General features: G+C 40.4%; 22 protein-coding genes. 4 read left to right on the forward strand and 18 right to left on the reverse strand.

Features of this window, described 5'->3' with window-relative positions:
- Positions 1-10: 10 nt before the first annotated feature.
- The 5 genes from PJ15_RS02290 to gltS form a co-directional block, all read right to left on the reverse strand.
- Positions 11-733 carry a 4'-phosphopantetheinyl transferase family protein gene (locus tag PJ15_RS02290; RefSeq protein WP_047427514.1) on the reverse strand — a complete coding sequence of 241 codons (723 nt, stop codon included), beginning with the start codon at positions 731-733 and terminating at the stop codon, positions 11-13.
- A gap of 100 nt (positions 734-833) precedes the next feature.
- A complete protein-coding gene (gene yddG, locus PJ15_RS02295) occupies positions 834-1,718 on the reverse strand; it encodes an aromatic amino acid DMT transporter YddG (protein WP_047427517.1) in 885 nt (294 codons plus the stop codon).
- Between the two features lie 160 nt (positions 1,719-1,878).
- Complete coding sequence (locus PJ15_RS02300) at positions 1,879-2,679, reverse strand: SDR family NAD(P)-dependent oxidoreductase (protein ID WP_047427521.1); 801 nt, start codon at positions 2,677-2,679, stop codon at positions 1,879-1,881.
- 156 nt (positions 2,680-2,835) lie between these two features.
- Positions 2,836-3,999 carry a zinc-dependent alcohol dehydrogenase gene (locus PJ15_RS02305; RefSeq protein WP_004772193.1) on the reverse strand — a complete coding sequence of 388 codons (1,164 nt, stop codon included), beginning with the start codon at positions 3,997-3,999 and terminating at the stop codon, positions 2,836-2,838.
- A gap of 271 nt (positions 4,000-4,270) precedes the next feature.
- Positions 4,271-5,491 (reverse strand): sodium/glutamate symporter, encoded by a 1,221-nt coding sequence (gltS, locus tag PJ15_RS02310; RefSeq protein WP_047427525.1) that lies wholly within the window; start codon positions 5,489-5,491, stop codon positions 4,271-4,273.
- Positions 5,492-5,946: 455 nt separating this feature from the next.
- Between gltS and PJ15_RS02315 the strand changes: the two genes are divergently transcribed.
- Together PJ15_RS02315 and PJ15_RS02320 are read left to right on the forward strand one after the other, a co-directional pair.
- Positions 5,947-6,582 (forward strand): SOS response-associated peptidase, encoded by a 636-nt coding sequence (locus PJ15_RS02315; protein WP_047427528.1) that lies wholly within the window; start codon positions 5,947-5,949, stop codon positions 6,580-6,582.
- Positions 6,583-7,123: 541 nt separating this feature from the next.
- A complete protein-coding gene (locus tag PJ15_RS02320) occupies positions 7,124-7,462 on the forward strand; it encodes a hypothetical protein (RefSeq protein WP_047427531.1) in 339 nt (112 codons plus the stop codon).
- On the opposite strand, the gene PJ15_RS02325 is transcribed toward PJ15_RS02320, so the two are convergent.
- The 5 genes from PJ15_RS02325 to PJ15_RS02345 form a co-directional block, all read right to left on the reverse strand.
- Complete coding sequence (locus PJ15_RS02325) at positions 7,449-7,919, reverse strand: BLUF domain-containing protein (RefSeq protein WP_047427534.1); 471 nt, start codon at positions 7,917-7,919, stop codon at positions 7,449-7,451. The two genes, PJ15_RS02320 and PJ15_RS02325, sit on opposite strands and share 14 nt — an antisense overlap.
- Positions 7,920-8,062: 143 nt before the next feature.
- On the reverse strand, positions 8,063-8,707 hold the full coding sequence (locus PJ15_RS02330; RefSeq protein WP_047427536.1) for a glycosyltransferase: 645 nt from the start codon (positions 8,705-8,707) through the stop codon (positions 8,063-8,065).
- On the reverse strand, positions 8,704-9,303 hold the full coding sequence (locus PJ15_RS02335) for a class I SAM-dependent methyltransferase (RefSeq protein WP_047427538.1): 600 nt from the start codon (positions 9,301-9,303) through the stop codon (positions 8,704-8,706). The genes PJ15_RS02330 and PJ15_RS02335 overlap by 4 nt, the downstream gene beginning before the upstream one ends.
- Positions 9,296-10,072: a PIG-L deacetylase family protein gene (locus tag PJ15_RS02340; protein ID WP_047427540.1), complete on the reverse strand. Its 777-nt coding sequence runs from the start codon at positions 10,070-10,072 to the stop codon at positions 9,296-9,298. Before PJ15_RS02340 ends, PJ15_RS02335 begins: the two co-directional genes overlap by 8 nt.
- Positions 10,060-11,073: an acyl-CoA dehydrogenase gene (locus tag PJ15_RS02345; RefSeq protein ID WP_047427543.1), complete on the reverse strand. Its 1,014-nt coding sequence runs from the start codon at positions 11,071-11,073 to the stop codon at positions 10,060-10,062. The genes PJ15_RS02340 and PJ15_RS02345 overlap by 13 nt, the downstream gene beginning before the upstream one ends.
- Before the next feature lie 262 nt (positions 11,074-11,335).
- Between PJ15_RS02345 and PJ15_RS02350 the strand changes: the two genes are divergently transcribed.
- On the forward strand, positions 11,336-11,569 hold the full coding sequence (locus PJ15_RS02350) for a DUF2171 domain-containing protein (protein ID WP_004772208.1): 234 nt from the start codon (positions 11,336-11,338) through the stop codon (positions 11,567-11,569).
- A 111-nt stretch (positions 11,570-11,680) separates the two neighbouring features.
- Here the strand turns inward: PJ15_RS02350 and PJ15_RS02355 are convergent, their stop codons facing one another.
- Together PJ15_RS02355 and PJ15_RS02360 are read right to left on the reverse strand one after the other, a co-directional pair.
- Positions 11,681-12,613: a lauroyl acyltransferase gene (locus PJ15_RS02355; protein ID WP_047427548.1), complete on the reverse strand. Its 933-nt coding sequence runs from the start codon at positions 12,611-12,613 to the stop codon at positions 11,681-11,683.
- Positions 12,614-12,966: 353 nt separating this feature from the next.
- Positions 12,967-13,722: an SDR family oxidoreductase gene (locus PJ15_RS02360; RefSeq protein ID WP_047427550.1), complete on the reverse strand. Its 756-nt coding sequence runs from the start codon at positions 13,720-13,722 to the stop codon at positions 12,967-12,969.
- A 123-nt stretch (positions 13,723-13,845) separates the two neighbouring features.
- Here PJ15_RS02360 and PJ15_RS02365 point away from each other — a divergent pair, with 123 nt between their 5' ends.
- Positions 13,846-14,742, forward strand: a complete 897-nt coding sequence (locus tag PJ15_RS02365) for a LysR family transcriptional regulator (protein ID WP_047427552.1) — start codon at positions 13,846-13,848, stop codon at positions 14,740-14,742.
- A 68-nt stretch (positions 14,743-14,810) separates the two neighbouring features.
- Here PJ15_RS02365 and phnX read toward each other — a convergent pair whose 3' ends face one another.
- The 6 genes from phnX to PJ15_RS02395 all read right to left on the reverse strand — a co-directional run bounded on the left by phnX (position 14,811) and on the right by PJ15_RS02395 (position 21,827).
- On the reverse strand, positions 14,811-15,626 hold the full coding sequence (gene phnX / locus PJ15_RS02370; protein ID WP_047427556.1) for a phosphonoacetaldehyde hydrolase: 816 nt from the start codon (positions 15,624-15,626) through the stop codon (positions 14,811-14,813).
- Between the two features lie 35 nt (positions 15,627-15,661).
- Positions 15,662-16,813 (reverse strand): 2-aminoethylphosphonate--pyruvate transaminase, encoded by a 1,152-nt coding sequence (gene phnW / locus PJ15_RS02375; RefSeq protein ID WP_047427559.1) that lies wholly within the window; start codon positions 16,811-16,813, stop codon positions 15,662-15,664.
- 67 nt (positions 16,814-16,880) lie between these two features.
- The gene (locus PJ15_RS02380) at positions 16,881-18,023 is read right to left on the reverse strand and encodes a TIGR03364 family FAD-dependent oxidoreductase (protein ID WP_047427562.1); all 1,143 of its coding nucleotides are present in this window, start codon (positions 18,021-18,023) and stop codon (positions 16,881-16,883) included.
- 108 nt (positions 18,024-18,131) lie between these two features.
- Entirely contained in the window at positions 18,132-19,844 is a 1,713-nt protein-coding gene (locus PJ15_RS02385) for a putative 2-aminoethylphosphonate ABC transporter permease subunit (protein ID WP_047427564.1), read from the reverse strand.
- Positions 19,838-21,013, reverse strand: a complete 1,176-nt coding sequence (locus PJ15_RS02390; protein ID WP_047427568.1) for an ABC transporter ATP-binding protein — start codon at positions 21,011-21,013, stop codon at positions 19,838-19,840. The genes PJ15_RS02385 and PJ15_RS02390 overlap by 7 nt, the downstream gene beginning before the upstream one ends.
- Positions 21,014-21,104: 91 nt before the next feature.
- The gene (locus tag PJ15_RS02395) at positions 21,105-21,827 is read right to left on the reverse strand and encodes a UTRA domain-containing protein (protein ID WP_052138567.1); all 723 of its coding nucleotides are present in this window, start codon (positions 21,825-21,827) and stop codon (positions 21,105-21,107) included.
- Positions 21,828-22,010 lie beyond the last annotated feature (183 nt).

Genomic DNA, 22,010 nt, shown 5'->3' on the forward strand with positions numbered 1-22,010 from the left:
ATCTAAGAAATTAATTGCTTTGTACTATGTATGTAATGACATCATCATTATTAAATTGCCAATACCCCTGATATTCAGACTTTAACCCATAACATTGGCTAGTTTTTTGATCAAATTTTAAAATAGCTGATTGATTCTTCATGTTCATTTCAACTGCTGTTGCTTCCAAGAAATCAATATAATTTTGAGCAATTGGATAAACGGCTTTGTAGAGACTTTCTTTCAAAGAAAAAATAAGCGTCAGGTATTTACGAAAACTTAAATATTGCGAGATTTCGGCTTGCCATAATTTTTGTTCGCATGGAGTCAAAATCAGTGTTGCACTTTCCTCGGCAAAACTGGTCTCAACGATTCGTTCTATATCTATACCTAAATATTCAGATTGCGATGAAATCGCGACAATCACCTGCTCATTTGAATGACTGATACTGCCAATAAAGCCTTTGGGCCATTGCGGTAATTTTAGCTGCGTCGAACTAATGCACATTGAGCAATTAAAATGTTGTTGCAAGATGGCTTGTGCCAGAATACGTCCTGCAAAAAACTCATTGAGGCGTTTTGCGCTGGCATTTTCCAAGTAACTCGGTCGTTCAAGTCTATAAGACTGTCGAATCTGGTTGATTATCGAAATGTCTGCACGATAACAAATCGTGTTTGCTGTAAGTCGTATCAGTGTTGCATGTTGCAGGCAAGCTGATGCTAGCGTTGGTGGAATTTCTAAAAAATAATTCATCAAGTGTTACAGGTATTATTGCCTGAACATTATACATAATTAAGAGAATGATTATTATTTGCCAAACTGATTTTTAAAAAATGTGATTTTTACAGAAATATTATTTCTGTCGCGTAGCCACCCAGCAAAGAACTGAACCAATACAAACCATTGCTGCGCCTTGCCAAAAGGCAATCGAAAGAGTTGTTTGTAAAACGATAGCTGCCAGCGCTGCCGAAAAAATAGGGATAAAGTAAGAAGCGCCCGCTAACAGTGTAACATTGCCATGCAAGATCCCGACATTCCATGCGGCATAGCCAAAGCCCATAGCGGCAGCAGCAAGTGTAAGATAAACCAGTGCATGCAAATCAAAATGCATCGGTTCAGCACCCATGAATAGATATTTAAGCCATAACGCCACCGCCGTCAGGATAAAGAATAACGTGACACCATTTTTACCATTGGCAATTCTAGCCGTTACTGTGCAATAAGCCGCCCAAATCAATGCACCGATGAAGGCTAGTCCATAACTTAGAGGATTATTTTGAACATTCGCCCACATGCTAGCGAGGTCAAGCCCTTGATCCCCTCCAAGTACCCAGCAAATTCCTAAAATAGAAATTATAAAACCGGGAATTACGAGCCAACTTGATTTTTGATGATTAAACAGAATTGCACATACCATGGTCAGCGCTGGCCATAGATAGTTCACCATACCTACTTCAATCGCTTGCTGACTGGTATTGGCATAGCCAATCGATAATGCAAGGCAAAGCTCGTAAGAAACAAAAAGTAAGCTTCCCCAAATCAGATATTGTCGGGGGAATTCACTTAGCTTGGGAAATCCAATGCTCATCAATAAGAACAATGACGCGACACTGTAGATCATGGCAGCTCCGCCCGTCGCCCCAAGATTTTCACTGACGCTTCGAATCAACCCGACAATTGAACTCCATAAGAGCACAGCAATGAGTCCTACTAAGGTTGCATTTCTTTTGGTTATCATCCACTTAATCACTTATCAAGTTTCATATTCTGATCATGAAGAATGAACGATTGATTCTTCACTTGAATATTAGAGTTTATAAGGATTTACTTTTTACCATGACTCGTCTGCTTTGCACAGGAATCATATTGAATTATTTAAAAATTCTATCGGTATATTGCTATGAGTTTATCGTTGTACCCGCGGTGATATTAATGATGGTAGCGGTCATTGCACTGGCATGATCAGATGCCAGAAATGTCACCGTTTCGGCAATTTGAGCCAATGTCGGTAATCTTTTTAACATGGTACTTTGCGCAGCTCCATTTAACCATTCATCCAAGCTCAGACCCATGGCTTGTGCTTTTAAGCTAAATAACTCACGAGTATAAGACCCTGCTTGGGCGGCATCCGCAATTGCATGGGAGCGTATACCAAGCACCCGAATATTTTTCGGTCCAAGTTCACAGGCGAGCGCTTTGATAAATGCTTCAGTTCCTGCACAACCGACGATATGTCCCAAATGACCCGCTATCGCTATTCCTCCCGAAGGTGCAATTACACTAATTATTGTACCTGTAGAGGTTGCTCCCATATAAGGTGCCACTGCTTTTGAAATATTAAATTGTGCAGTAAGAAAAGGTGTGATGCCCTGCATAAATTCATGCTGGGTGAGTTCTGAAAGTTCTTTGCCTTGGTTATGCATAAAACTGGCGGCATTGATGACCACGTCGATTTCCCCCGTTTGCTCAACCAACTGTTTTATCGCTGTTTGGGTGGCTTGTTCATCTAGGACGTCCACAATAAAGGTTTTTACTCGACCTTCTACGTTGTGAATATTTGCTGCAACCTGCTCCAGTTTGTCCTGATGACGGGCTCCTAAATAGACGTGTGCACCTTCTCGGGCCAAGACATGGGCAATCGCGTGCCCCACTGCACCACTTCCACCAAAAATTACGGCAATTTTATTTTTAACTAACATGAGATATGCCCGAACCTGTATTTTTATTTTTCATTTATTGTACGCTTTTTAGCCATGTTTCGGCGATTTCGAATTCTCTATTTTTTATTTAAAAGTTGGTTGGAGAATAAAAAAACCTCCAATATAACTTAGAGGTTTTCTACGCTTAATCGGTTTTTAAGGGGTAAGAATGACCTTACGACATTCTTCTTCCCTATTATCGAAAATACGATAACCTTCGGCTGCATCTTCTAATTTCATTCGATGGGTAATGATGGCTTCTGGTGACAACTTACCGTCCTCAATCAATTCTAATAATTGAGGTAAAAATTGATGCACATGCGTTTGTCCCATTTTAAAAGTAAGCCCTTTATCAAAAGCATCGCCAAATAGGAAACCATGAATAGGCCCTGCATATACACCGGGTACACTGACCACTCCACCTCGACGTACCGCCGCGATACATTGACGTAAAACTACACCACTTGAGCCTTCAAGTTTTAGATTCGTCAGCAATGTTTCTATAACACTGCCTTTTGCCTCAAAGCCAATGGCATCAATGACCGCATCCACACCACGATAATTGCCTGTGTTCTGGATAATGTATTCGGCAGCATCTACTGCTTCAAAATCAACAGGAATCGCCCCATACGCTTCCGCTGCATATCTCAATCGGTATTGATTATGATCGACAATAAAGATCTTTTCTGCACCGAGCATTTTGGCGCACGCTGCACTCAGCAGGCCAACAGGACCTGCACCATAGATTGCCAAAGTCGAACCTTTAGTGACTTTTGCATTGCTTACGGCCTGCCATGCAGTGGGTAAAATATCAGTGAGAAAAAGCACTTTTTCATCTGACAATGACGTGGGCACTTTAAACGGCCCTTTATTGGCCTTGGGTACACGTACATATTCTGCCTGCCCGCCCGGAATGCCGCCATAAAGATGACTATATCCAAACAAAGCAGCGCCTGAAGGAATTTGTTTTTTATTAATAATCGATCCTCGGCCTGTATTGGTGGTTTCACATGCCGCGGTTAGATTTAACTGGCAAAAGAAACACTGTCCACAAGCAATGACAAAAGGCACAATGACCCGATCACCTTTTTTAACCTGTGTGACGGCAGAACCGACATCTTCAACAATCCCCATAAATTCATGTCCAAAAATATCACCCTGCTCGGTTTGAGGAATTTTTCCTCGATACAGATGCAGATCTGAACCGCAAATTGCAGTTGCAGTGACCCGTAAAATGATATCGTCAGCTTCTTGAATAACAGGATCAGCTACCGTTTCAACTCGAACATCTTCAGCACCGTGGTAAGTAAGCGCACGCATGGTTATTCCTTTAATTTTTAATTGTTCATTTGATTATGGGCAGTGTTTCTTTACCGTTTGCAACGTTTGTTTGCGCTCAGGTAAGTCATATTGTGAATATGCAAAAGGAACTAAAGCTTTGTAACCAATCATGAAAAAATTAAGAAAAAGCTGAAAAAGAATATGTTTAAGAAAATGCAATGAATAGCAATAAAAAATGCCAGTTGATAAAAACTGGCATTTTCAAAGTGGTAAAGCATTTCAGCTTCTTAGTGGAATGAAGCTCTGCATGCTAAAAGAAATTAATAATGGTCTGGATCACAAGCGCATTAATAATATCGACAAAAAATGCCCCAGTCAGCGGAATAATCAAGAAGGCTTTATGCGAAGGTCCATAAGTATTGGTAACTGCCTGAATATTCGCAATTGCTGTTGGCGTTGCACCTAAGTTGACGCCACATTGTCCTGCACAAAGTACCGCTGCATCGTAGTTTTTGCCCATAATTTTAAAGGTGACGAAAAATAGATAAAGCGCTAGAAACAGGGTTTGTGCAATAAGAATAATGACAAGTGGTCCTGCCAGACCAGCAAGCTGCCAGAGCTGTAAAGACATCAATGCCATCGAAAGGAACAAAGCCAAAGATGCGTTACCAAATACGTCAATACAGCGGTCGAATAGCTTGATATTAAAGATATATTCCAGCGTATTACGTAAGAACACACCACAGCCTAATGCCCATACAAAGGTTGGTAACTCAAACCAATGACCTTTGGCAAAGTCAGTCATAAAATTGGCAAAGAAAATACACAGTGCAAACATCCCCAGTGTCTTTACCGCATCGTCTGCCGTAATCAGGCGGGTTTTTTCTGGATATTCAAATGGTGCTGTTTCATTTGCAGGTGGTGCTTCAGTACGTTGCTGTGTCGGTGCAATTTCTTCGGCCAATTGATAACGACGAATCAAAAACTTCGCTACTGGGCCACCCATCATGCCACCGACAACTAAGCCGAAGGTTGCACTGGCCATACCTAAAACGACAGCGCCTTGAATACCATATTCATTTTCAAAAATGCTACCCCAAGCACTTGCAGTACCGTGGCCACCCGTTAAGGTCACAGATCCCGTAATAAGACCAATCAATGGATCTAGTCCTAAAGCAGTTGCCAAACTTATGCCTAAAGCATTTTGTAATAAAACATAAGTCACTACACAGAACATGAAAACAATCAGTGTTTTTCCGCCTTCTTTCAACTTTGACAGGCTTGCGCTCAAGCCGACCGAAGTAAAAAAGACCAGCATGAAACTGCGTTGAATGTCCGCATTAAAATTCACCGTAATATCAAATTTGGTGAATAGAAAATAAGTGACAATCGCAGCGACAAGTCCACCAATTACAGGTTCAGGCATATTGTAGCGTTTTAATAAACTAACTTTATTAACCAGAAAATAACCAATAAAAAGTACAAAGACTGCAACTACAATCGTACCAAAAATGTCGATATCAAAATTCATTGTTTACCAAATCAAAAAACACTGACGAAAGTCGTTGGTTAAGAGAGACCTTCTTTTGAAGATAAAGCGAGCGATAGTAAAGCAATTAGAAGGATTTGTTTGTTAAGCTTAGTAATTTTTTGCAGGCCTAAACATGTAAAAATCGATATAAATACAATCGGTTAATGTCGGCTCAATTTCCTTTGATCAGAATCTTTTAAATTGAAGTATAAAATTTATGAGTTTGGGATAATTTCTTCTAATTGATTATCATGATGAGATAATTTTTATCTCCTCTATCCTCTAAAATATCTTAAATCATCTGCTCCTTCAGATCGTATCATTAGATTTCATTCTCTCTAAGAATCACCAGATCAGCAGCTATTGATGCAATCCAAGTACAAAAATATGCTCCTCAATAAGGTGGTTCTGATCAACAATAAGTGAGTGTTTATTGAACGATACGAGGCTGAGGTATGTGTGCAAACTATCGACCTATTCAGAAAAGTCGGGCTCATTTATTAGATTTGTTTGAACCGACATTTGACTACAAAACGGATATTTATCCTGAAGATCTTAGCCCGATCCTGATCTCTCCCGATCAAAAAGTAGAATGGCGTGCTGCCCGTTTTGGTCTGGTACCTTTTTGGGCCAAGGAGTTAAAGGCAGTTCAGAATGCTTATAATGCACGTGCTGAAACGGTGGCTGAAAAAAACAGTTTCAAACATGCTTGGAACAAAAATCAATTTGCTTTGGTACCTGTCGAGATTATTTTTGAGCCTAAGTATATTGATGGGCAAGCACAGTGGTATGGCATCTATCGTCAGGACAAAAAGCCGTTTACAGTCGCCGCTATATATGAATATGCAAGTGTTGCAGGTCAGGAAATTCTCTCCATGAGTATGCTAACCATCAATGCAGATTCCCACCCTTTAATGAACCAGTTTCATGCGCCTGAACATGAAAAAAGATCAGTCGTTATCATCTCTGAAGGCCACCGTCTGGACTGGCTGAATGCAGACCATGCACAGGCAGCCGAAATGATCCTTGAATTTTCTCCAGATGAGTTTACTGCTGCACCGAAATCCCAAATTGATCATTTCTATCCATGAATGAATTTCTTATCGTAAAACTTAATTCTTTTCTCATTTTTCTTTTTATAGAAAATCGCATCGATAACAGTGCATACCAATTCTAGATAATCATCATTCTTACTTCATTTAAATATTGCTCATCATTATTTTTTCTCTAATGAAATATCATGTTGCGTTTTGTTAAAAATGTAAAATTAGAGAAATTATAGTTTGTATATAAGATATTGTTTTTAAATTAATTAATTTTAAATTGAAATGTAATTTTTGATCAAAAAATACCCATTTGTAGGCAATCTCTTACAAACGTGTAAGCCAAAAACCTATTCTTCAACTGATTGATTTTTTTTAATAATTAATTCGGTACATTTAAGCGCTCTTTACTATTCAATAGAAAGCTGAATATTAATGAAGAGATCCCGTAAAATAAAAAAGGCATCTTTATTAATATAACAAATCTGAATAATAGAAAAGAATCTCAAATAATGTCTGAATATGTACCATCTTTCCTCTGGTTCCAGAGGAAAGATTTTTAAATTAACTTCAGGATAGGAAATAGAATATGTTTATTGCAAAAAATATCTTTGTCTTTTTACTATCAATGTTAGCGTTGTGCCTACTCATCATCTTCTTCAATTATTTAGGCTTTAACGAAACAGTTAATCTGATACTCTCCGCTACTCTCTTTGGTGTGTTTATTACGTGGTATTTTAAAGGCACAGAATTATGTCTGGCCTTATTTAGTTTCTTCTACTGTGCCATGCTGATTATTAGCCAGAGCATGGAAGTGATCTTGATGTTTATGACTTCTATTGCTGTCTATTTACTCATGGCTAAAGTGTTACCGAAACTTAAAACCGTGAATATCAAGTTGCGAACCAAACAGCTTAGAATGGATTAACGCCACGATTGACCATGCCAACTTTTTTGCCAATGGGAAGCGTTGTCTGTTCTGCAAGTAGCAATTCACTGAGAAAAGCATCTAAACTTATCTGGTCGAGACAGCTTGGATTAAAGCTATTTTCTCCCAAAGTCAGAAAGAAAGATTCAATATTGGTATTTCGTTGTACATATTTCATTGACCAGCGGTTAAAGCTCGATTGGTCAATGGAGTGTGTATTGAGATGCTTGACATCGAGATGCCGTGAATCGGTTTTTATTTTTTCAAATAAACTTTCAACAATCTGCTGTTCTCCCTCCAAGCATTGAAAAAAGGCATTATCTGCATAGTAGAGGACGCCATAGATACAATGTTGAGTATTGAAATCTCGAGCTTCGGTGAGGATATCGCGTAAATCTTGTAGCAAATCATCGCTATTTTCATTGCGTTTGCTGGCATAACATAATCGTATATTCATAAAGATTTCCGCAAACTCTGAAAGTTATTTTGTTAATTATAATTTTTAAAACTATCATATATTTACAGAATCACGAAAACTTTAATTTTTTATTTTCTCATTTGCTTTTATACCGTTTAATCAATTTTCATCCTAAAAGTACCTTAGAGCTGTTTTAAAAAATGTGATAACCCTTGTGGTGCACGTCCATTCAGTCGACTGCTGGTGGTGACCCGAACCAGATTACTCCAGGTGATTTTGCTGCATTGAGTCATAAATTTTTGAATTAATGACACATCCTCATGACAAGGAATCGGCTCAAAACCTCCCGCCTGAAGATAAGCATCTACGCTAAAACTTAAATTTGCGCCATGAATATGCTGATGCCCCATACTGTCCTGATAATGTGCCAGATATTTTTGCTGTTGCGGTGCTGATAAGTGATTTAGATTATCCAGCACTACGATTCCACAGATGGCATCAGTAGGCTGATGTTGCATCTGACACAGTAACCAGTCTGGATCGACAATGGTATCGGCATCAGTACAAGCGACCCATGTCACACCCTGTTGAATCAGATGTCGAATACCAAAATCTCTGGCCTTGCCTACACAAGCATAATTGCATTCAATCCAGTTGACTTGATGTGATTCTACAATCGCACATGACTGATCCGTACAACTGTCTAAAACCACCAAAATCTCGACCTGTTCATGACCAATATGTTGTACAGCCTGTTGAATCGACTGCAAACAGGCAGATAAATGCTGCTCTTCATTATGGGCTGGGATAACAATACCAATATTCATATTAAGCCCTGCTGTTTAGCCAAAGATGAAGGATTTACCGTCCAGATATCAATGATGAAATCTGGATCATTCAGACTTAAATAATGAGTGAAAGGCAAAGATTGTTTTAAATGATCATGTACTTGGAAGGCATCCAGTTCAAAATCCTGAATCGCGTGACGCCAGTGACAACACAGGATTTCACCTTGTGGCGTTAAACTGTCTTTGAGTTGATCGATAAGTTCATGCAATTCATTGCGAGATAAGTAATAAGCCACTTCACTGATGACAATCAGATCGAATTTCTGTTCAGGAAAATTTTCAGGTATTTTTTGTTGTTGAACATTCACATGGCCCAGATTCTGTAAACGTTGCGAAGCCCAATAGACAGCATGTGCAGAAAGATCTAGACATAAAAGCTGATCAGTGCGTTGGGCCAAATGTACACTTAAATGACCATTGGAACAGCCGATTTCCAGCACTGATGAATAGTGCTGTTGAGTGAGTAATGCTAAACAAATTTGCCTTTTACGAGCCTCATACCAATGATGATCGTAGCCCCAAGGGTCATTGTTGTGATGATATAAGGCTTCAAAATATTGACTAGAATCATTCACAAAGATAAACCTCCCAAGGCATCAACAAACGTTCGATGATTGCTGGAGATAAAACCGCAGCATTACCTGTACTTTCATCAGCTTCGATCTGGCTTTTGAACTGCATAATTGCCTGACGTTTTTTTGTTAACTGGCTCTGAGTTAAGCTATAAGCTCTGGCCCGTTGCCAGTTAATACGGGGATCTAATGGTCGCGCCCAATGCCATGCCCAGATCAGCACATGTAAATATGGTAAGTCATGCGCTAAAGCAAAGGCCTGTACCGTTTTTCCTACCGCTTCATGGTCAGGATGTCCATCCTGCGCATAGCTACAAATCAGAATGTCTTCCGCTTGAACCAGCTGCTCTAATGCTTGCCAGAGTTGCTCTGTATGCAAATGAATCTTTCCATCGGGTAAATTTAAGGCAATACGTTGTGCAAAATCCGAGACCTCTAAACAATGTAATGCCGCCAGACTTTCTTGCGGGCGGATTCGATCTAATTGCTCTGGACTATATTTGCTTGAATGCGGATGGCTTTGGGTACCATTGCTGACGGCAACAATCACTAAGTGACAATTCATACTAATCAACTGTTGCATCAAGCCGCCACAACCGAGTATTTCATCATCTGGATGCGGCGCCACAATCACAATTCGTTTCGATTGAAATTTTTCAAGATTGAGCGACGATAGCGGTTGTTGCTCAAATGCATAGAGCCATTGTTGTCTAGAGGTACCTTGCCCTTCAATAATGCGATCCTCAACCAAAGGATGTTTTAGAGCTGCCATGCTATTTGCTCCTGTAAACATCGTTCAGCAATTTGCTCATCATCAAACGCCGCATGGCTTTGCCGAATAAATACAGGTAAATCTGCCATTAAACTGGCAAAGGTCGCTTGTTCACAAAAAGGCCGTGCACCCAGCGCTTTTCCAACCCCTTCAATAACCGCCAAACAGCTTTGTTCTGCTTGCGCGCGCAAGATACGTACGTCCCGTTCATGACTAAGCTTGGGTTGGTGATCAATCAGTTGCGCGACGTATTGGAAATATTGTCGGGTGACAGCAAGTTGAGTTGCCAACTGACCTAAATACATTTTCTTAAAAGGATTGGGTGTTTTAAGACAGCTTTGTTGCAGCTCATCCATTAACCGTACTGCCGCACCATACCAGCAAGCTGCAACACCCGCAGCACCATGCCAGAAACCAGCCCGATCAAGGTAATCATTGGGACGACCAATACGTTTGACTGCTGTGTCCTGAAAACTGACTCTGGCAGTTTGTGTGCCTTGCATGCCTATGGCTTGCCAGTGAGCCAGATCAATGGTGACCGAGGGTTGGTTGAGGTCGATAATGCAAAGCTGAGATTGCCCCTGTTGATCCTTAAAACTGATTAAGGATTTTTGGACAAATTCAGCGCCTGAACACCACGGTTTAATTCCACAACAAAACTCATTTTCGACCTGTAACGGTGCTGGCCCACCATCGGCAGCCCAAACAGCCCATATTTTCTCATCGATTTCATTTTCATATCCGAGCTCATGCAAAATGCTTAACGCATCACAATGTGACTCAAAAAGCTTGGCTAAACTTAGGTCAAAGCCAGCAATCTGAGCAAAAACTTGCCAGCGCTGAGAAGTCTGGCCCGAGGCCGGTTCAGGTAATCGCCTAACAGAATGGATCAACTGTTTAAGCACCAATGGCCGTTGGTTTAACTTCTCTTCGGCTGAGTACTGCTCAAAGCGATTTAATATGTCAAAAGTTGATCTTTTTATCGATATTCTACTATTCATTTTTAAAATATTAATTTAAGTCAGTTTATTTAAAAGTAATTTAAAAATTCCGTTGAGTTAAATAGATAAATTGTAATGAAAAGATAATTATTCGTAGTTATTTAACTATTTATTTCGTTTTGTTTCATTGTTAACTAAACAGTATGTTTAGGTGAATCTATAAAATCATCCTGTAAGGATTATTTAAAACCCAACAATTATGAGCAAATATGCAGTAGCTTAAAGGCTTCCGTGTTGTGATGTTTATAAAGAGGTTTAAGAAATGAGTACTTTAAATATTCAAGATATTAAAAAACATTCAGATGTCATTGCTTCTTGTGGTACCAAAGTCGGAACAGTTGATCATCTCGAAGGTGATAGTCAACTCAAACTGACGCGTGATGAAAACGATCAGCATCATCTCATCCCAACGGCATGGATTGGTGAAGTCAAAGATGACAAAGTAGTTCTGATTAAAAACTCAGAAGAAGTTAAGCAACAATGGCAAGCGATATAACGAAGTCAATGCTCTAAAGTATTTTTGTTTGCTTATAAAAAACCTACTGCCTTGATTGGCAGTAGGTTTTTTTATGATGATAATTTAACTAACAATCTTATAATTCACCGATTATGAATAAAGTGCAGCCTCTCCTAGCGCTCGGGTCTTAAATCTTCGGTGAAACCACATATATTGAGTTGGGTACATGCTGATCTGATTTTCAAGAATCAGATTGACTTTGGTTGCATCCGCAACTTCATCCTGACTTGGAAAATTCTGTAACGGCGGCTCAAGTAAAATATGATATTGAGGATTGCGGATATTACCTGTTCGATAGAAAAATAGAGGAATGGCGGGAACTTTTGAGATATTCATCAATCGTCGATGCGCCGTTACTGTCGCCGCTTGAATATTAAAGAATGGTGCCATAACGCCTTGTTTTAGGCCAAAATCCTGATCTGGGCTATACCAAATGGCTCTTCCCTGTTTCAGATTGCCAATTAAACCTTTCATATCATTTTTGGAGATCTGATTTTTATAAATGGTGGCGCGCGATCGGCTGATTAACATATCCAGTAAGGGATTGTTTTGTGGACGATAAACCACATCCAGATCAAAGAAACAACTACTGATATAGCCGCCCGCATCTAAAAGCGTGGTGTGACTACCTAATAAAAGAACCCCTGTCTCTCGTGCTTGTGAAATATGCTCTAAACCCTGAATATGTATACGGTTTCGATACCATTTTGGGCTATACCAAGCATTTAAAGCTTCGAACAAACCAATGATCATATTGAAAAAGACTTGCTTTGCTTCAGCTTCTCTTTCTGAGGCATCTTTGTGTGGAAAGCATAATTCAAAATTTCTTAACGTGGTTTTACGTCGAGATTTTAAAACTTTCCACGCCAATTTTGATAAAGCGTCTGCTAATCTCCATTGAATCGCCCACGGCAATATTGCAAATAACATTAAAATCGTAAGGGAGATCCATATTCCCCAATATCTGGGTAATAAAAATGACCAATAAAACTTTCCTGTTTCATGCTTCTGCTTTAAATCCATTTGAGAGTATTTTCTTAAGAAAAACTAAACAGCCTAGCATATATAAATATTTTATGTTGTATCATGCTTACAATCACAACAATTTAATCAGTTAAAAGCCGATATTATTTTTAGAAAATTAGAAAACTTAGTTTAACTGCATGATTAATAACTGTAAAAATTATTAAAAGATTTATTAGACATATTATTTGTATTGTGTGATATATATCAAGTTTGGTCTTTAAAGTCCTGAATTTTCGCCTACCCAAAGATTCTCATATTCGTTTCAATATAGAGACCAGAAACACAGTTTATCTAACTTTTTAGCTGTAGCGCTGACCGAAACACAAAGCTTTGGTCAGCATTGTTCTGTACTAGATAATACCGCCATTGACACGAAGTACTTGGGCATTGACCCAGTTGCTGGCTTCATTCACTGCAAAATCTAAAACTGCTGCAATATCTTCTACCTGACCCAAGCGTTCCAATGGCGCTGCTTTGCTTAACTGTGCAATCAACGCTTCACTCTTCCCTTCTAAAAAAAGCTCAGTTGCAGTTGGCCCAGGTGCAATCGCATTAACTGTAATATTTTTACCTCGAAGTTCCTTGGCTAAAATAGCGGTTAAAGATTCAATTGCGGCTTTTGATGCTGCATAAACACCATAGCCTTCAAGTTTTAGCCCAACCACACTGCTGGATAAATTAATAATTTTTCCACCATGTGTCAGTCTTTTTGCCGCTTCACGCATGGTATATAAAGATCCTTTCAGATTGATTGCCAGAATTTGATCAATACTTTCATCATCGACCTGCTCGATTTTACTTAAACGCATGATGCCAGCATTATTAATCAGGATATCCACACGGCCATAGGTCTGGATCGCATAATCGAAAAGTTGGATGACTTCATCTGAATGGCTGATATTGGCTTTAAATGCACTCGCAATGCCGCCCGCAGCCTGAATTTTCTTCACCACTTGATCCGCTTCCTGGTCATTATTGGCATAGTTAATAATAATCTGATGTCCTTGCTGAGCCAGTAAATTTGCCGTAAAAGCACCAATGCCTCGAGAAGCACCCGTAATTAAAACTACTTTTGATGGATTAGAATGTGCAGCTGTATTTGTCATTTTAAACCTCATTGAATGAAACTTATCATCTTATGCGTTCTATGATACTGTTCAGCTATTAGTTAATAATCTATCGGATTCTGACATCTTTGTCCGAATAAACCGAACAAAGGACATTAAGAAATGGATAAGTTAAATGCAATGTCTGCTTTTATCCATGTGGTCGAGCAGCAAAGTTTTACCAAAGCGGCGCAAATATTAAACCTGCCCCGTTCTACACTCACGGATGCGATCAAGCAGTTAGAAACCCAATTAAATACACGCCTGTTATTCCGTACCACACGTCAGGTCCGACCAACCGATGAAGGCCAGATTTATTATGAGCGCTGTAAGTATATCTTGAGCTATATCAATGAATCAGATCATGATTTTTTGCATGCAAAACCTCAAGGAACCTTAAAAATAGAAGTGCATGGTATTTTTGCCTCTCATTTTATTCTGCCAAAATTACGAGATTTTTTAAGCGAATTTCCTCAAATCCAATTACAACTGACAGAAAGCGATCGTTATGTTGACGTGATTAAGGAAGGAATTGATTGCGTGATCCGGATCGGACAACTAAATAATAGCGAACTAATCGTTAGGCATCTGGGAAATATCCAGCAAGTCACGTTGGCAAGTCCGCAATATTTACAACAATACGGTATACCTCATCACCTAGACGCGCTTAAAAGCCATGTTATGGTTGGGTTTTATTCCACTGCCCGTCAGAAGAATCTTCCGCTGGAGTTTATGGTTGAGGGCGAACTAAAAAATTATGATTTGCCCTTTATGATTCAGGTCAATGGTGCCCATACCTATTCGGCAGCAGCGAAACAACACTTTGGGTTAATACAGGTGCCGCGTTATGGTCATGTTGATGAGCTTGCACAAGGCATCCTTTGTGAAGTCCTGCCTCATTATCCCGTACCTTCGTTGCCTGTCTCTTTACTGTATCCTTCTAAAACACTGGTTTCACCGAGACAAAAAGTTTTTATTGAATGGATCGTACAGTTGTTTAAACGCTATCCTTTGGGTTGATGATTTTCTAGCAAAACGGCTCATTACCCTTGAATGGACAATGAGCCAAAATTCTATTTTTGAATACGTTAAGGCTTTTCACCTTGATTTAGACGGCGCTCAATATCATCTAATACGGCTGGTAAATCAGCGATACTATCAATCACATAATGTGCACCTGACTGATTCATTTTTGCGTAAGCTTTGTCTTTGAGTGGTTGTTGCTGTTCAGCAGATAGCGCTTGCCACTCTTCAAAACTCAGGCCAACTTCATTTCCGCTAATCGCGAGACCGACCGTCCAGCAGCCTGCATTTAAGCCTTCTTCAATACCGACCACGGTATCGTCCACTTTAACCACAGTTTTAATATCTGAGACATCTAGCTCAATCAGATTTTTCCAGAGCATTTCTGGATATGGGCGACCATGTTTGACATCACTTGCGGTGATAATACAGTCAGGTTGATAACCCTGCTGTGCTGTATCTTGAACCAGTTGTCCAATCATCATTGAGGCATAACCCGTATTACTGCCAATTTTTGCACCACGTTGCTTGATATTGTCAAATACAGCCAATGCACCTGGAATCAGTGCTGAACATTGCGGAATAGATTTTAATTGATATGGAATAAAGTCCTGATATAAACGGTCAATATCGGCAACCGTCACTTCACTGTCGTAAATCTCTTTCCAGAGTTGTGCTACACGAGGCATTTTCAATACAGCAGCAATATGATCACGTTTTTCCAAACCCATGGGTGCACGAGCTTCTTCAATGGTGAGCTCGATTTTATTGTCTTTAAATAGTGCCATAAAAGCTAGAATAGGTGCGCGTGAACCAAAATCAACCGTCGTGCCTGCCCAGTCAAAAACCACAGCTTGAAGTTGGATATTTGTATTTGTCATGAGATATTTCCCTAAAGTATTTATGTCGAATAAAGTTATGCAGTGACTGCGTTGAGATGGAGATGGGTCTGACAATAATCTGAAATTGCTGACAACAGACCTTCAATATCCTGTTGCTTAACTTCACCAATATTGCCGATACGGAAACAGTTCAGATCAGTGACTTTGCCGGGATAAATGACATAACCTGCCTGTTTTAAGCTTTCATAAAACTGCTGGAAGCTGAACTTTGGCGAAGCTGGATATAAGAAGGTGGTAATAATCGGAGATTGGGTACATGCATTGCCCAGTACCCGTTCAAATCCAAGAGCTGACATACCTTTTGACAGGGTTTGCTGATTATTCAGATAACGTTGGTAGCGCGCTTCGATACCGCCTTCTTGTTCCAATTCGAGCAAGGCTTGATAAAATGCGCGAACCACATGAGTTGGTGAGGTAAATCGCCATTTCCCATTTTGTTGTTCCATGGTATGCCACTGGTCATAGAGATCCAGACTGACTGAACGTGCCAATCCCTGACATTTTTCAAGACGCTCGCGTTTTGCCAGAATAAAACCAAAGCCCGGTACACCCTGAATGCATTTATTGGCACTGGAAATCAGAAAATCAATTTCAAGCTCAGCAATATCCATCGGTATGCCGCCGAATGAACTCATGGCATCCACAATCCAGACCTTGCCTGCGGCTTTGACTAAACGCCCGATGTCCTGAATTGGATTTAAAATACCTGTGGTGGTTTCGCAATGAACGCAAGCCACATGGCTAATATTTTCATCCATTAATATTTGCTGGATTTCAGCCAAGTCAGGTGTACTCGTTTCAGGATAAACAAGTTCAACCACTTCGATATTTAAGCAGCGTGCCATTTGTACCATGCGCGCCCCGTAAGCACCGTTATTGATGATCAGCACTTTTTCATGCTTGGCAATCACTGAACCTAAAACAGACTCAACCGCAAAACTGCCACTACCTTGCATCAGTACTGTGGTGTATTGATCTACTGCTGTGGTTGCCAGATTGACCAGTCTTTGGCGGATATCTTGTACCAATCCATTATATTCCTTATCCCAAGTACACCAGTCCTTTTGCATGGCACGGCGTACCGTTGCAGAGGTCGATAATGGACCCGGTGTTAGCAATAAATATTTATTGTCCAAGGCTAAATTTAAAGTGTCTTGTGTGTTCATGCTATTGCTCATCGTTTCAAGATTTGATTTCAATATATACCAATCTGGTTTAAACCAGATGACAATATTAAAAAATATGTTGTTCTAAAACATGTCGGATAAAACCTGCACCTGTGGTCATGCCTTTGCCTGCGATTGCACTAATCAGGAAGATGCCTGACTCAACTTCAGTCACACAGGCCAGTTCGGTTGGATGTTGAAGGTAATAGCCATTCCAGCGGGTTTGAATTGGCGGTAAACGCAATCCAATTTTTTCCGCACAGTAATGTTCAATAAACTGGTTGATTTCTTCACGCTGGTCGAACTGAGTCGGTTCATCAATATCTGCATATTCATGGCTATCGCCGAGAATGATCTGCCCAGCGTGATTTTGCTTAATCAGAATATGAATGCCAAAATCACGAACAAAGCCCTGTTGGGACGCTTGGCTGAGTTCCTGATAAGATGGACAGATTTCAAAAGCGGGATAACGGGAAACAGATAAACCTGAATAGAGGGAAATACCTAACTGTTGTGTTAAAGGCTGGGTTAATGCCATTTGTAAGGTACAACGTTTTAACCCTAGTTCCTGAAGTACTGTTGGATATAAGGTGTCGGTTTCGGCACCATGACAAATCAGGATGCGGCTTGCTTGTACGCTTTGGCCTGAGGCAAGCACGGCGATGGTTGATGTCTGCTGAGAAATAGTTTTCACCACACAGGCATTACAATGGATTTCTACGCCTAAAGAGATTGCGTATAGCAAAAGGCGCTGTCCGATCAGGTGCGGTTCAACGGAATAATCTTCTGCAAATCGTAATCCTCCCAGCATAGGTGCTTGCGGTTGAAGAAATCCGTATTGTTGTGCCATTTCTGTTGCAGATAATAGCTGTACAGGAATATCAAATTGTGGTGCAAGCTGGGCAAACTCATTAATCACCTGCCATTCCAGAGCGGTATTTACCACATACAGACCATTGCGCTGTTGAAAGGAAATGTCATGCTGATGCTGGATCCGTTGATAAAACTGCTTTGTATCCAGTGCATACTTGCGCCATTCACTTTCTGGATGGGTTAGGGTTGAGGTACCGACCATGCCAAAGTTACGGCGTGTAGCGCCGATGGGCTGGGCATCTTTTTCAAATACCTTTACGGTGAGGCCTTGTTCCGCAGCTTGAATAGCGGCAGATAGGCCTAAAATTCCTGCACCTACAATAATGAGATCAGTCATTGTGGTTGTCCTATTAAATCTATTCCAAGCAGTCATTGGGCTTGATTCGGGTAGAATTAGCCCCTACCTCATACGATGAAGTATCAAAAACGAAGTGAAATTAAGGAGTTAGTGTGAAGCTTCTCGCCAAGCCTGTGTTTTCTTCAATATTCCTCGGGTCAGCAAACCATGTATAAGTTTTACGATGGCTGAAGTGAGTAAGATCAAGACGCTCATTGCTACTGCCGAAGCTGTATCACCTGCATCATCCATATTCAGAATAGAAACCGCAGCAAGGTTGGTATCTGGCGAATATAGGAAGATTGCAGCTGAGACGGTGGTCATCGCATTGACGAATAGATAAACCGAAATATCGCACAATGCAGGTAAGCTGAGTGGCAAATACACTTTGTAGAAAGTTTTCCAGCGACTGCTTCCCAAGCTTTGTGCGGCAGCTTCCAGTTGCACAGGAATCTGTTTAATGGTGCTGCTCAGTGTCAGATGCGGCACGGTGTAATAGTGAATAATGGTTGAAATCACCAGTAAACTCATGGTGCCGTACAAGATATGTAAAGGATTCTGCATATCATTGAAAAACAGAATGTAGGCAATACCTAATACCAGACCAGGAATGGCAAGTGGCAACAAGGTCAGCATTTGCACCAGATTTTTTAATAATGGGTGAACTTTAAAACGCTCGGCACATAAGGCCACCATAAAGATCACCACACTTCCGACCAGCGTTGTAAAGCCAGCCAGTTTGAGTGAATTAAAATAGGCATCCCAGCCACCGCCCTGAACATATTCAAAACGATAATGATCGAGAGTCATGCTCAGGTCATACGGCCAGTAGCGGATAAAAGAAGCCACGATTGCAGTGATGATCAGCAATAAGATAAAACCAGCAATCAGATAGCAAAACCCACTGAATAGCCACTGACTTTGTGTACTGGCTTTCATCACATAAGGCTTGACCTGAAAATTCTGATAGCGCGCCTGACGTTTACTTTGATAACGGTCAAACACAAAGGCCAATAATGCTGGACAAAGCAACAGGATGGAAATCACTGCACCCATTTGCATATTTTGTTGGCCAATAATCTGCTTATACACGTCCAGCGCCATCATATTGAATGAGCCGCCAATGACTTTAGGAATACCAAAATCAGTAAGCACATAGGTAAATGCCACCAATGCTGCACTGACCAGACCATAACGGATAGCTGGCAGAGTGACAGCGCGATGTGTCGCCCACAGTCCTTTTCCTAAACTACGCGAAGCTTCTATCAACGACTGGTCAATATTTCTAAATGCAGACAGCATCAAGATAAAAATAGCTGGAAATAACCAGAAGCAATAGCTGATTAGGATGCCCAATGGTCCGTAAATTTCAGTGTCACCAAGTAAACTTTTCAATACGCCTTGTTGACCAAACAGATAGACCAGCGCCAGAGAAGGTAAAATGGACGGCGCCAGAATGGGTAAAAATGCAATCGCTTTTAAGATTCCTTTTCCCTTGATATCAACGACGGTTAAGGCATAGGCATAGATACTTGCCATCAAGACTGTGATCGCTGTAGCAACACTTGCAATCCAGATTGAATTAAAAATCGATGAGAACAAGCTCGGATTGGAAAAATATTCAATAAAATTTGCCAGACCGATGTATTGTCTATCACTATTTAAAAATGCCCCCTTAAACAGAATCGCTAAAGGTAGGATCAGTAGACAAAACAGCCCAAGTGCAGCAATAAATAAAAATGCTGATGAACGGAAAGAATACAGCGAAGATTTAGCGGCCTGATTCTTTAAAATCGCAGCGGCAGTCGACTGATTTAACATAGTGTCCGCCCTTTCCCATCAAAGACATGTAGCTGTTTTATAGCCACCTTGATATACATATTTGGATTGAGTATCGCGAGTGCATCATTATCCAGATCAAGCTGAATCACATGGGCAGCATCATTTTGTTCAACATTGACTTGGGTAAACAGGCGACGTTTTGCACCAAGAAATTCAGTTGAAATAATGGAAACAGGCAAATAGATAAATGCTGGATCATGATCAGCTTGTTCACACAAGGCGACCATTTCTGGGCGAAACGCCAGTTCAATCTGCTGTCCAGCTTGTAAAGATGAAGTTTTTAATTGTACTGACTGCCCAAGTACCTGAATGGTGTTTGAGTCGCTCACCTGTGCGGGCAAGAAATTCATGGTGCCAATAAACTGGGCTACAAATTTGGTTTGAGGCTTATAGTAGATATTATGTGGTGTATCGACCTGCTCAATCACGCCGTGATTCATCACCACCACACGATCAGAAATACTTAGTGCTTCTTCCTGATCATGAGTCACCATCACGGTTGGTAAACCCAACTGCTGCTGAATAACACGGATTTTTTGCCTTAAATTGACACGGACGATTGCATCCAGTGCAGATAGTGGCTCATCCAAAAGCAGAATATCGGGTCGTGGTGCGATTGCACGGGCTAAGGCAACGCGCTGCTGCTGACCACCAGACAATTGATTCGGATATTTTGTTGCAATGGTAGGTAACTCGATCAGTTGTAATAATTCTTCAGTGCGCTGTTGACGCTCAACCTTATTCCATTGTTTTGCATGGAGTCCAAAGGTAATATTGTCAGCGACAGTGAGATTGGGAAACAGTGCGTAGTTTTGAAATACGATGCCACAACGGCGTTTTTCAACTTTCTGGTTGGAAATGTCCTGTTCCATTTTAAGAACTTTTCCGTAGTCCTGTACTTCTAATCCTGCGATAATTCTTAAAAGTGTGGTTTTACCACAGCCTGAAGGTCCTAACAGGCTAATGAACTCACCTTCATAGACTTCAAAATTGATATGATTCAGAACCTGATGTTTCTGAAAACTTTTCTGAACATCAATAACTTCTAGAACTTTCTTGCGTTTATCCGAATGAATAAAATTGCTCAGTCCCGAGACTAAACTGCTCGCAGACTGAGTCGAAAAGTTATTAGGTGAATACTGCTTCATCAACGTTCCTTATCCAGAACTTTAAGTGATTAAGCCGTATTTGAGCAGGTTATTATGACAGTTTAATTAAATCTGGTTTAAACCAGATTGGCTAGCTTTGCGCTTCAAAATGTAAATCCAGCACATCATGTAACCAGTATTCTTGGTCAATATCAGTCACCCGTCCATGCTGGTCGCGGTTACTTCGGCAAATATAAAGCCCTAAAGATCCAACGTTTACATGTAAGGCTTTGGCTTGTTGCTCAGCCAAGGCTGTAGGAAACAAATTGATATTGGCACGGGTAATGACACATTGATATTCATCGGCCATGAGTTGGGTGACTGATTGATTGAGCGGATGTGCTAAAAAATCAGCAAATAAATCTGCACGGATACGTAAATGCTCAACCACCACAGGTCGTCCATTAATACTTCGACGACGCCAGATTGAATAAACCGAACTACCGACCGCAATATTTAAATGTTTGGCATCCCAAGGTGTTGCTTCCACCTGCTCTGCTGAAATCAGGTCTGTAGAAGGCACATAGCCTTGTTCGCTGACATATTGCATAAAGCTTTTTGTCGATTGCGGATGATAAATAATGCGAGGTGCCCGAACATACCAGCCACGACGATCCAAACGGTAAATTAAACCATCCATTTCCAAAGCTAGTAAGGCTTCACGCACGGCAACGCGAGTGGTTTGAAACTTTTCTAATAGTGTACGTTCAGATGGAAGTTTGACATTACTCAGTAAAATTCCAGACTCTATTTCATGCGCCAATGAATCACGAATAGGAATATATTTAGGAATACGTGCTGATGATTGATCGATCTGAACCATAATTTTGAACCCAACATTTTAATTTTACTATACATGCAAAAAATGAAAGATTATTGAAAACTAGCATTTCTTTTACGGAGTTTAAGTTTTTTTGTCAAAAAAATAAAAGGAGAAAAATAATAAATCTGGTTTAAACCAGCTTAATGAAATTGTCATATTCGCTTGCTTAAATGT

It is taken from the genome of Acinetobacter sp. neg1 (assembly GCF_000788125.1).
GTDB lineage: Bacteria > Pseudomonadota > Gammaproteobacteria > Pseudomonadales > Moraxellaceae > Acinetobacter > Acinetobacter vivianii.

What these genes read in the sequence shown, in the direction of transcription:
- PJ15_RS02290 (WP_047427514.1), bottom strand. Translation starts at nt 733, where the DNA reads ATGAATTATTTTTTAGAAATTCCACCAACGCTAGCATCAGCTTGCCTG.
- yddG (WP_047427517.1), bottom strand. Translation starts at nt 1,718, where the DNA reads ATGATAACCAAAAGAAATGCAACCTTAGTAGGACTCATTGCTGTGCTC.
- PJ15_RS02300 (WP_047427521.1), bottom strand. Translation starts at nt 2,679, where the DNA reads ATGTTAGTTAAAAATAAAATTGCCGTAATTTTTGGTGGAAGTGGTGCA.
- PJ15_RS02305 (WP_004772193.1), bottom strand. Translation starts at nt 3,999, where the DNA reads ATGCGTGCGCTTACTTACCACGGTGCTGAAGATGTTCGAGTTGAAACG.
- gltS (WP_047427525.1), bottom strand. Translation starts at nt 5,491, where the DNA reads ATGAATTTTGATATCGACATTTTTGGTACGATTGTAGTTGCAGTCTTT.
- PJ15_RS02315 (WP_047427528.1), top strand. Translation starts at nt 5,947, where the DNA reads ATGTGTGCAAACTATCGACCTATTCAGAAAAGTCGGGCTCATTTATTA.
- PJ15_RS02320 (WP_047427531.1), top strand. Translation starts at nt 7,124, where the DNA reads ATGTTTATTGCAAAAAATATCTTTGTCTTTTTACTATCAATGTTAGCG.
- PJ15_RS02325 (WP_047427534.1), bottom strand. Translation starts at nt 7,919, where the DNA reads ATGAATATACGATTATGTTATGCCAGCAAACGCAATGAAAATAGCGAT.
- PJ15_RS02330 (WP_047427536.1), bottom strand. Translation starts at nt 8,707, where the DNA reads ATGAATATTGGTATTGTTATCCCAGCCCATAATGAAGAGCAGCATTTA.
- PJ15_RS02340 (WP_047427540.1), bottom strand. Translation starts at nt 10,072, where the DNA reads ATGGCAGCTCTAAAACATCCTTTGGTTGAGGATCGCATTATTGAAGGG.
- PJ15_RS02345 (WP_047427543.1), bottom strand. Translation starts at nt 11,073, where the DNA reads ATGAATAGTAGAATATCGATAAAAAGATCAACTTTTGACATATTAAAT.
- PJ15_RS02350 (WP_004772208.1), top strand. Translation starts at nt 11,336, where the DNA reads ATGAGTACTTTAAATATTCAAGATATTAAAAAACATTCAGATGTCATT.
- PJ15_RS02355 (WP_047427548.1), bottom strand. Translation starts at nt 12,613, where the DNA reads ATGGATTTAAAGCAGAAGCATGAAACAGGAAAGTTTTATTGGTCATTT.
- PJ15_RS02360 (WP_047427550.1), bottom strand. Translation starts at nt 13,722, where the DNA reads ATGACAAATACAGCTGCACATTCTAATCCATCAAAAGTAGTTTTAATT.
- PJ15_RS02365 (WP_047427552.1), top strand. Translation starts at nt 13,846, where the DNA reads ATGGATAAGTTAAATGCAATGTCTGCTTTTATCCATGTGGTCGAGCAG.
- phnX (WP_047427556.1), bottom strand. Translation starts at nt 15,626, where the DNA reads ATGACAAATACAAATATCCAACTTCAAGCTGTGGTTTTTGACTGGGCA.
- phnW (WP_047427559.1), bottom strand. Translation starts at nt 16,813, where the DNA reads ATGAACACACAAGACACTTTAAATTTAGCCTTGGACAATAAATATTTA.
- PJ15_RS02380 (WP_047427562.1), bottom strand. Translation starts at nt 18,023, where the DNA reads ATGACTGATCTCATTATTGTAGGTGCAGGAATTTTAGGCCTATCTGCC.
- PJ15_RS02385 (WP_047427564.1), bottom strand. Translation starts at nt 19,844, where the DNA reads ATGTTAAATCAGTCGACTGCCGCTGCGATTTTAAAGAATCAGGCCGCT.
- PJ15_RS02390 (WP_047427568.1), bottom strand. Translation starts at nt 21,013, where the DNA reads ATGAAGCAGTATTCACCTAATAACTTTTCGACTCAGTCTGCGAGCAGT.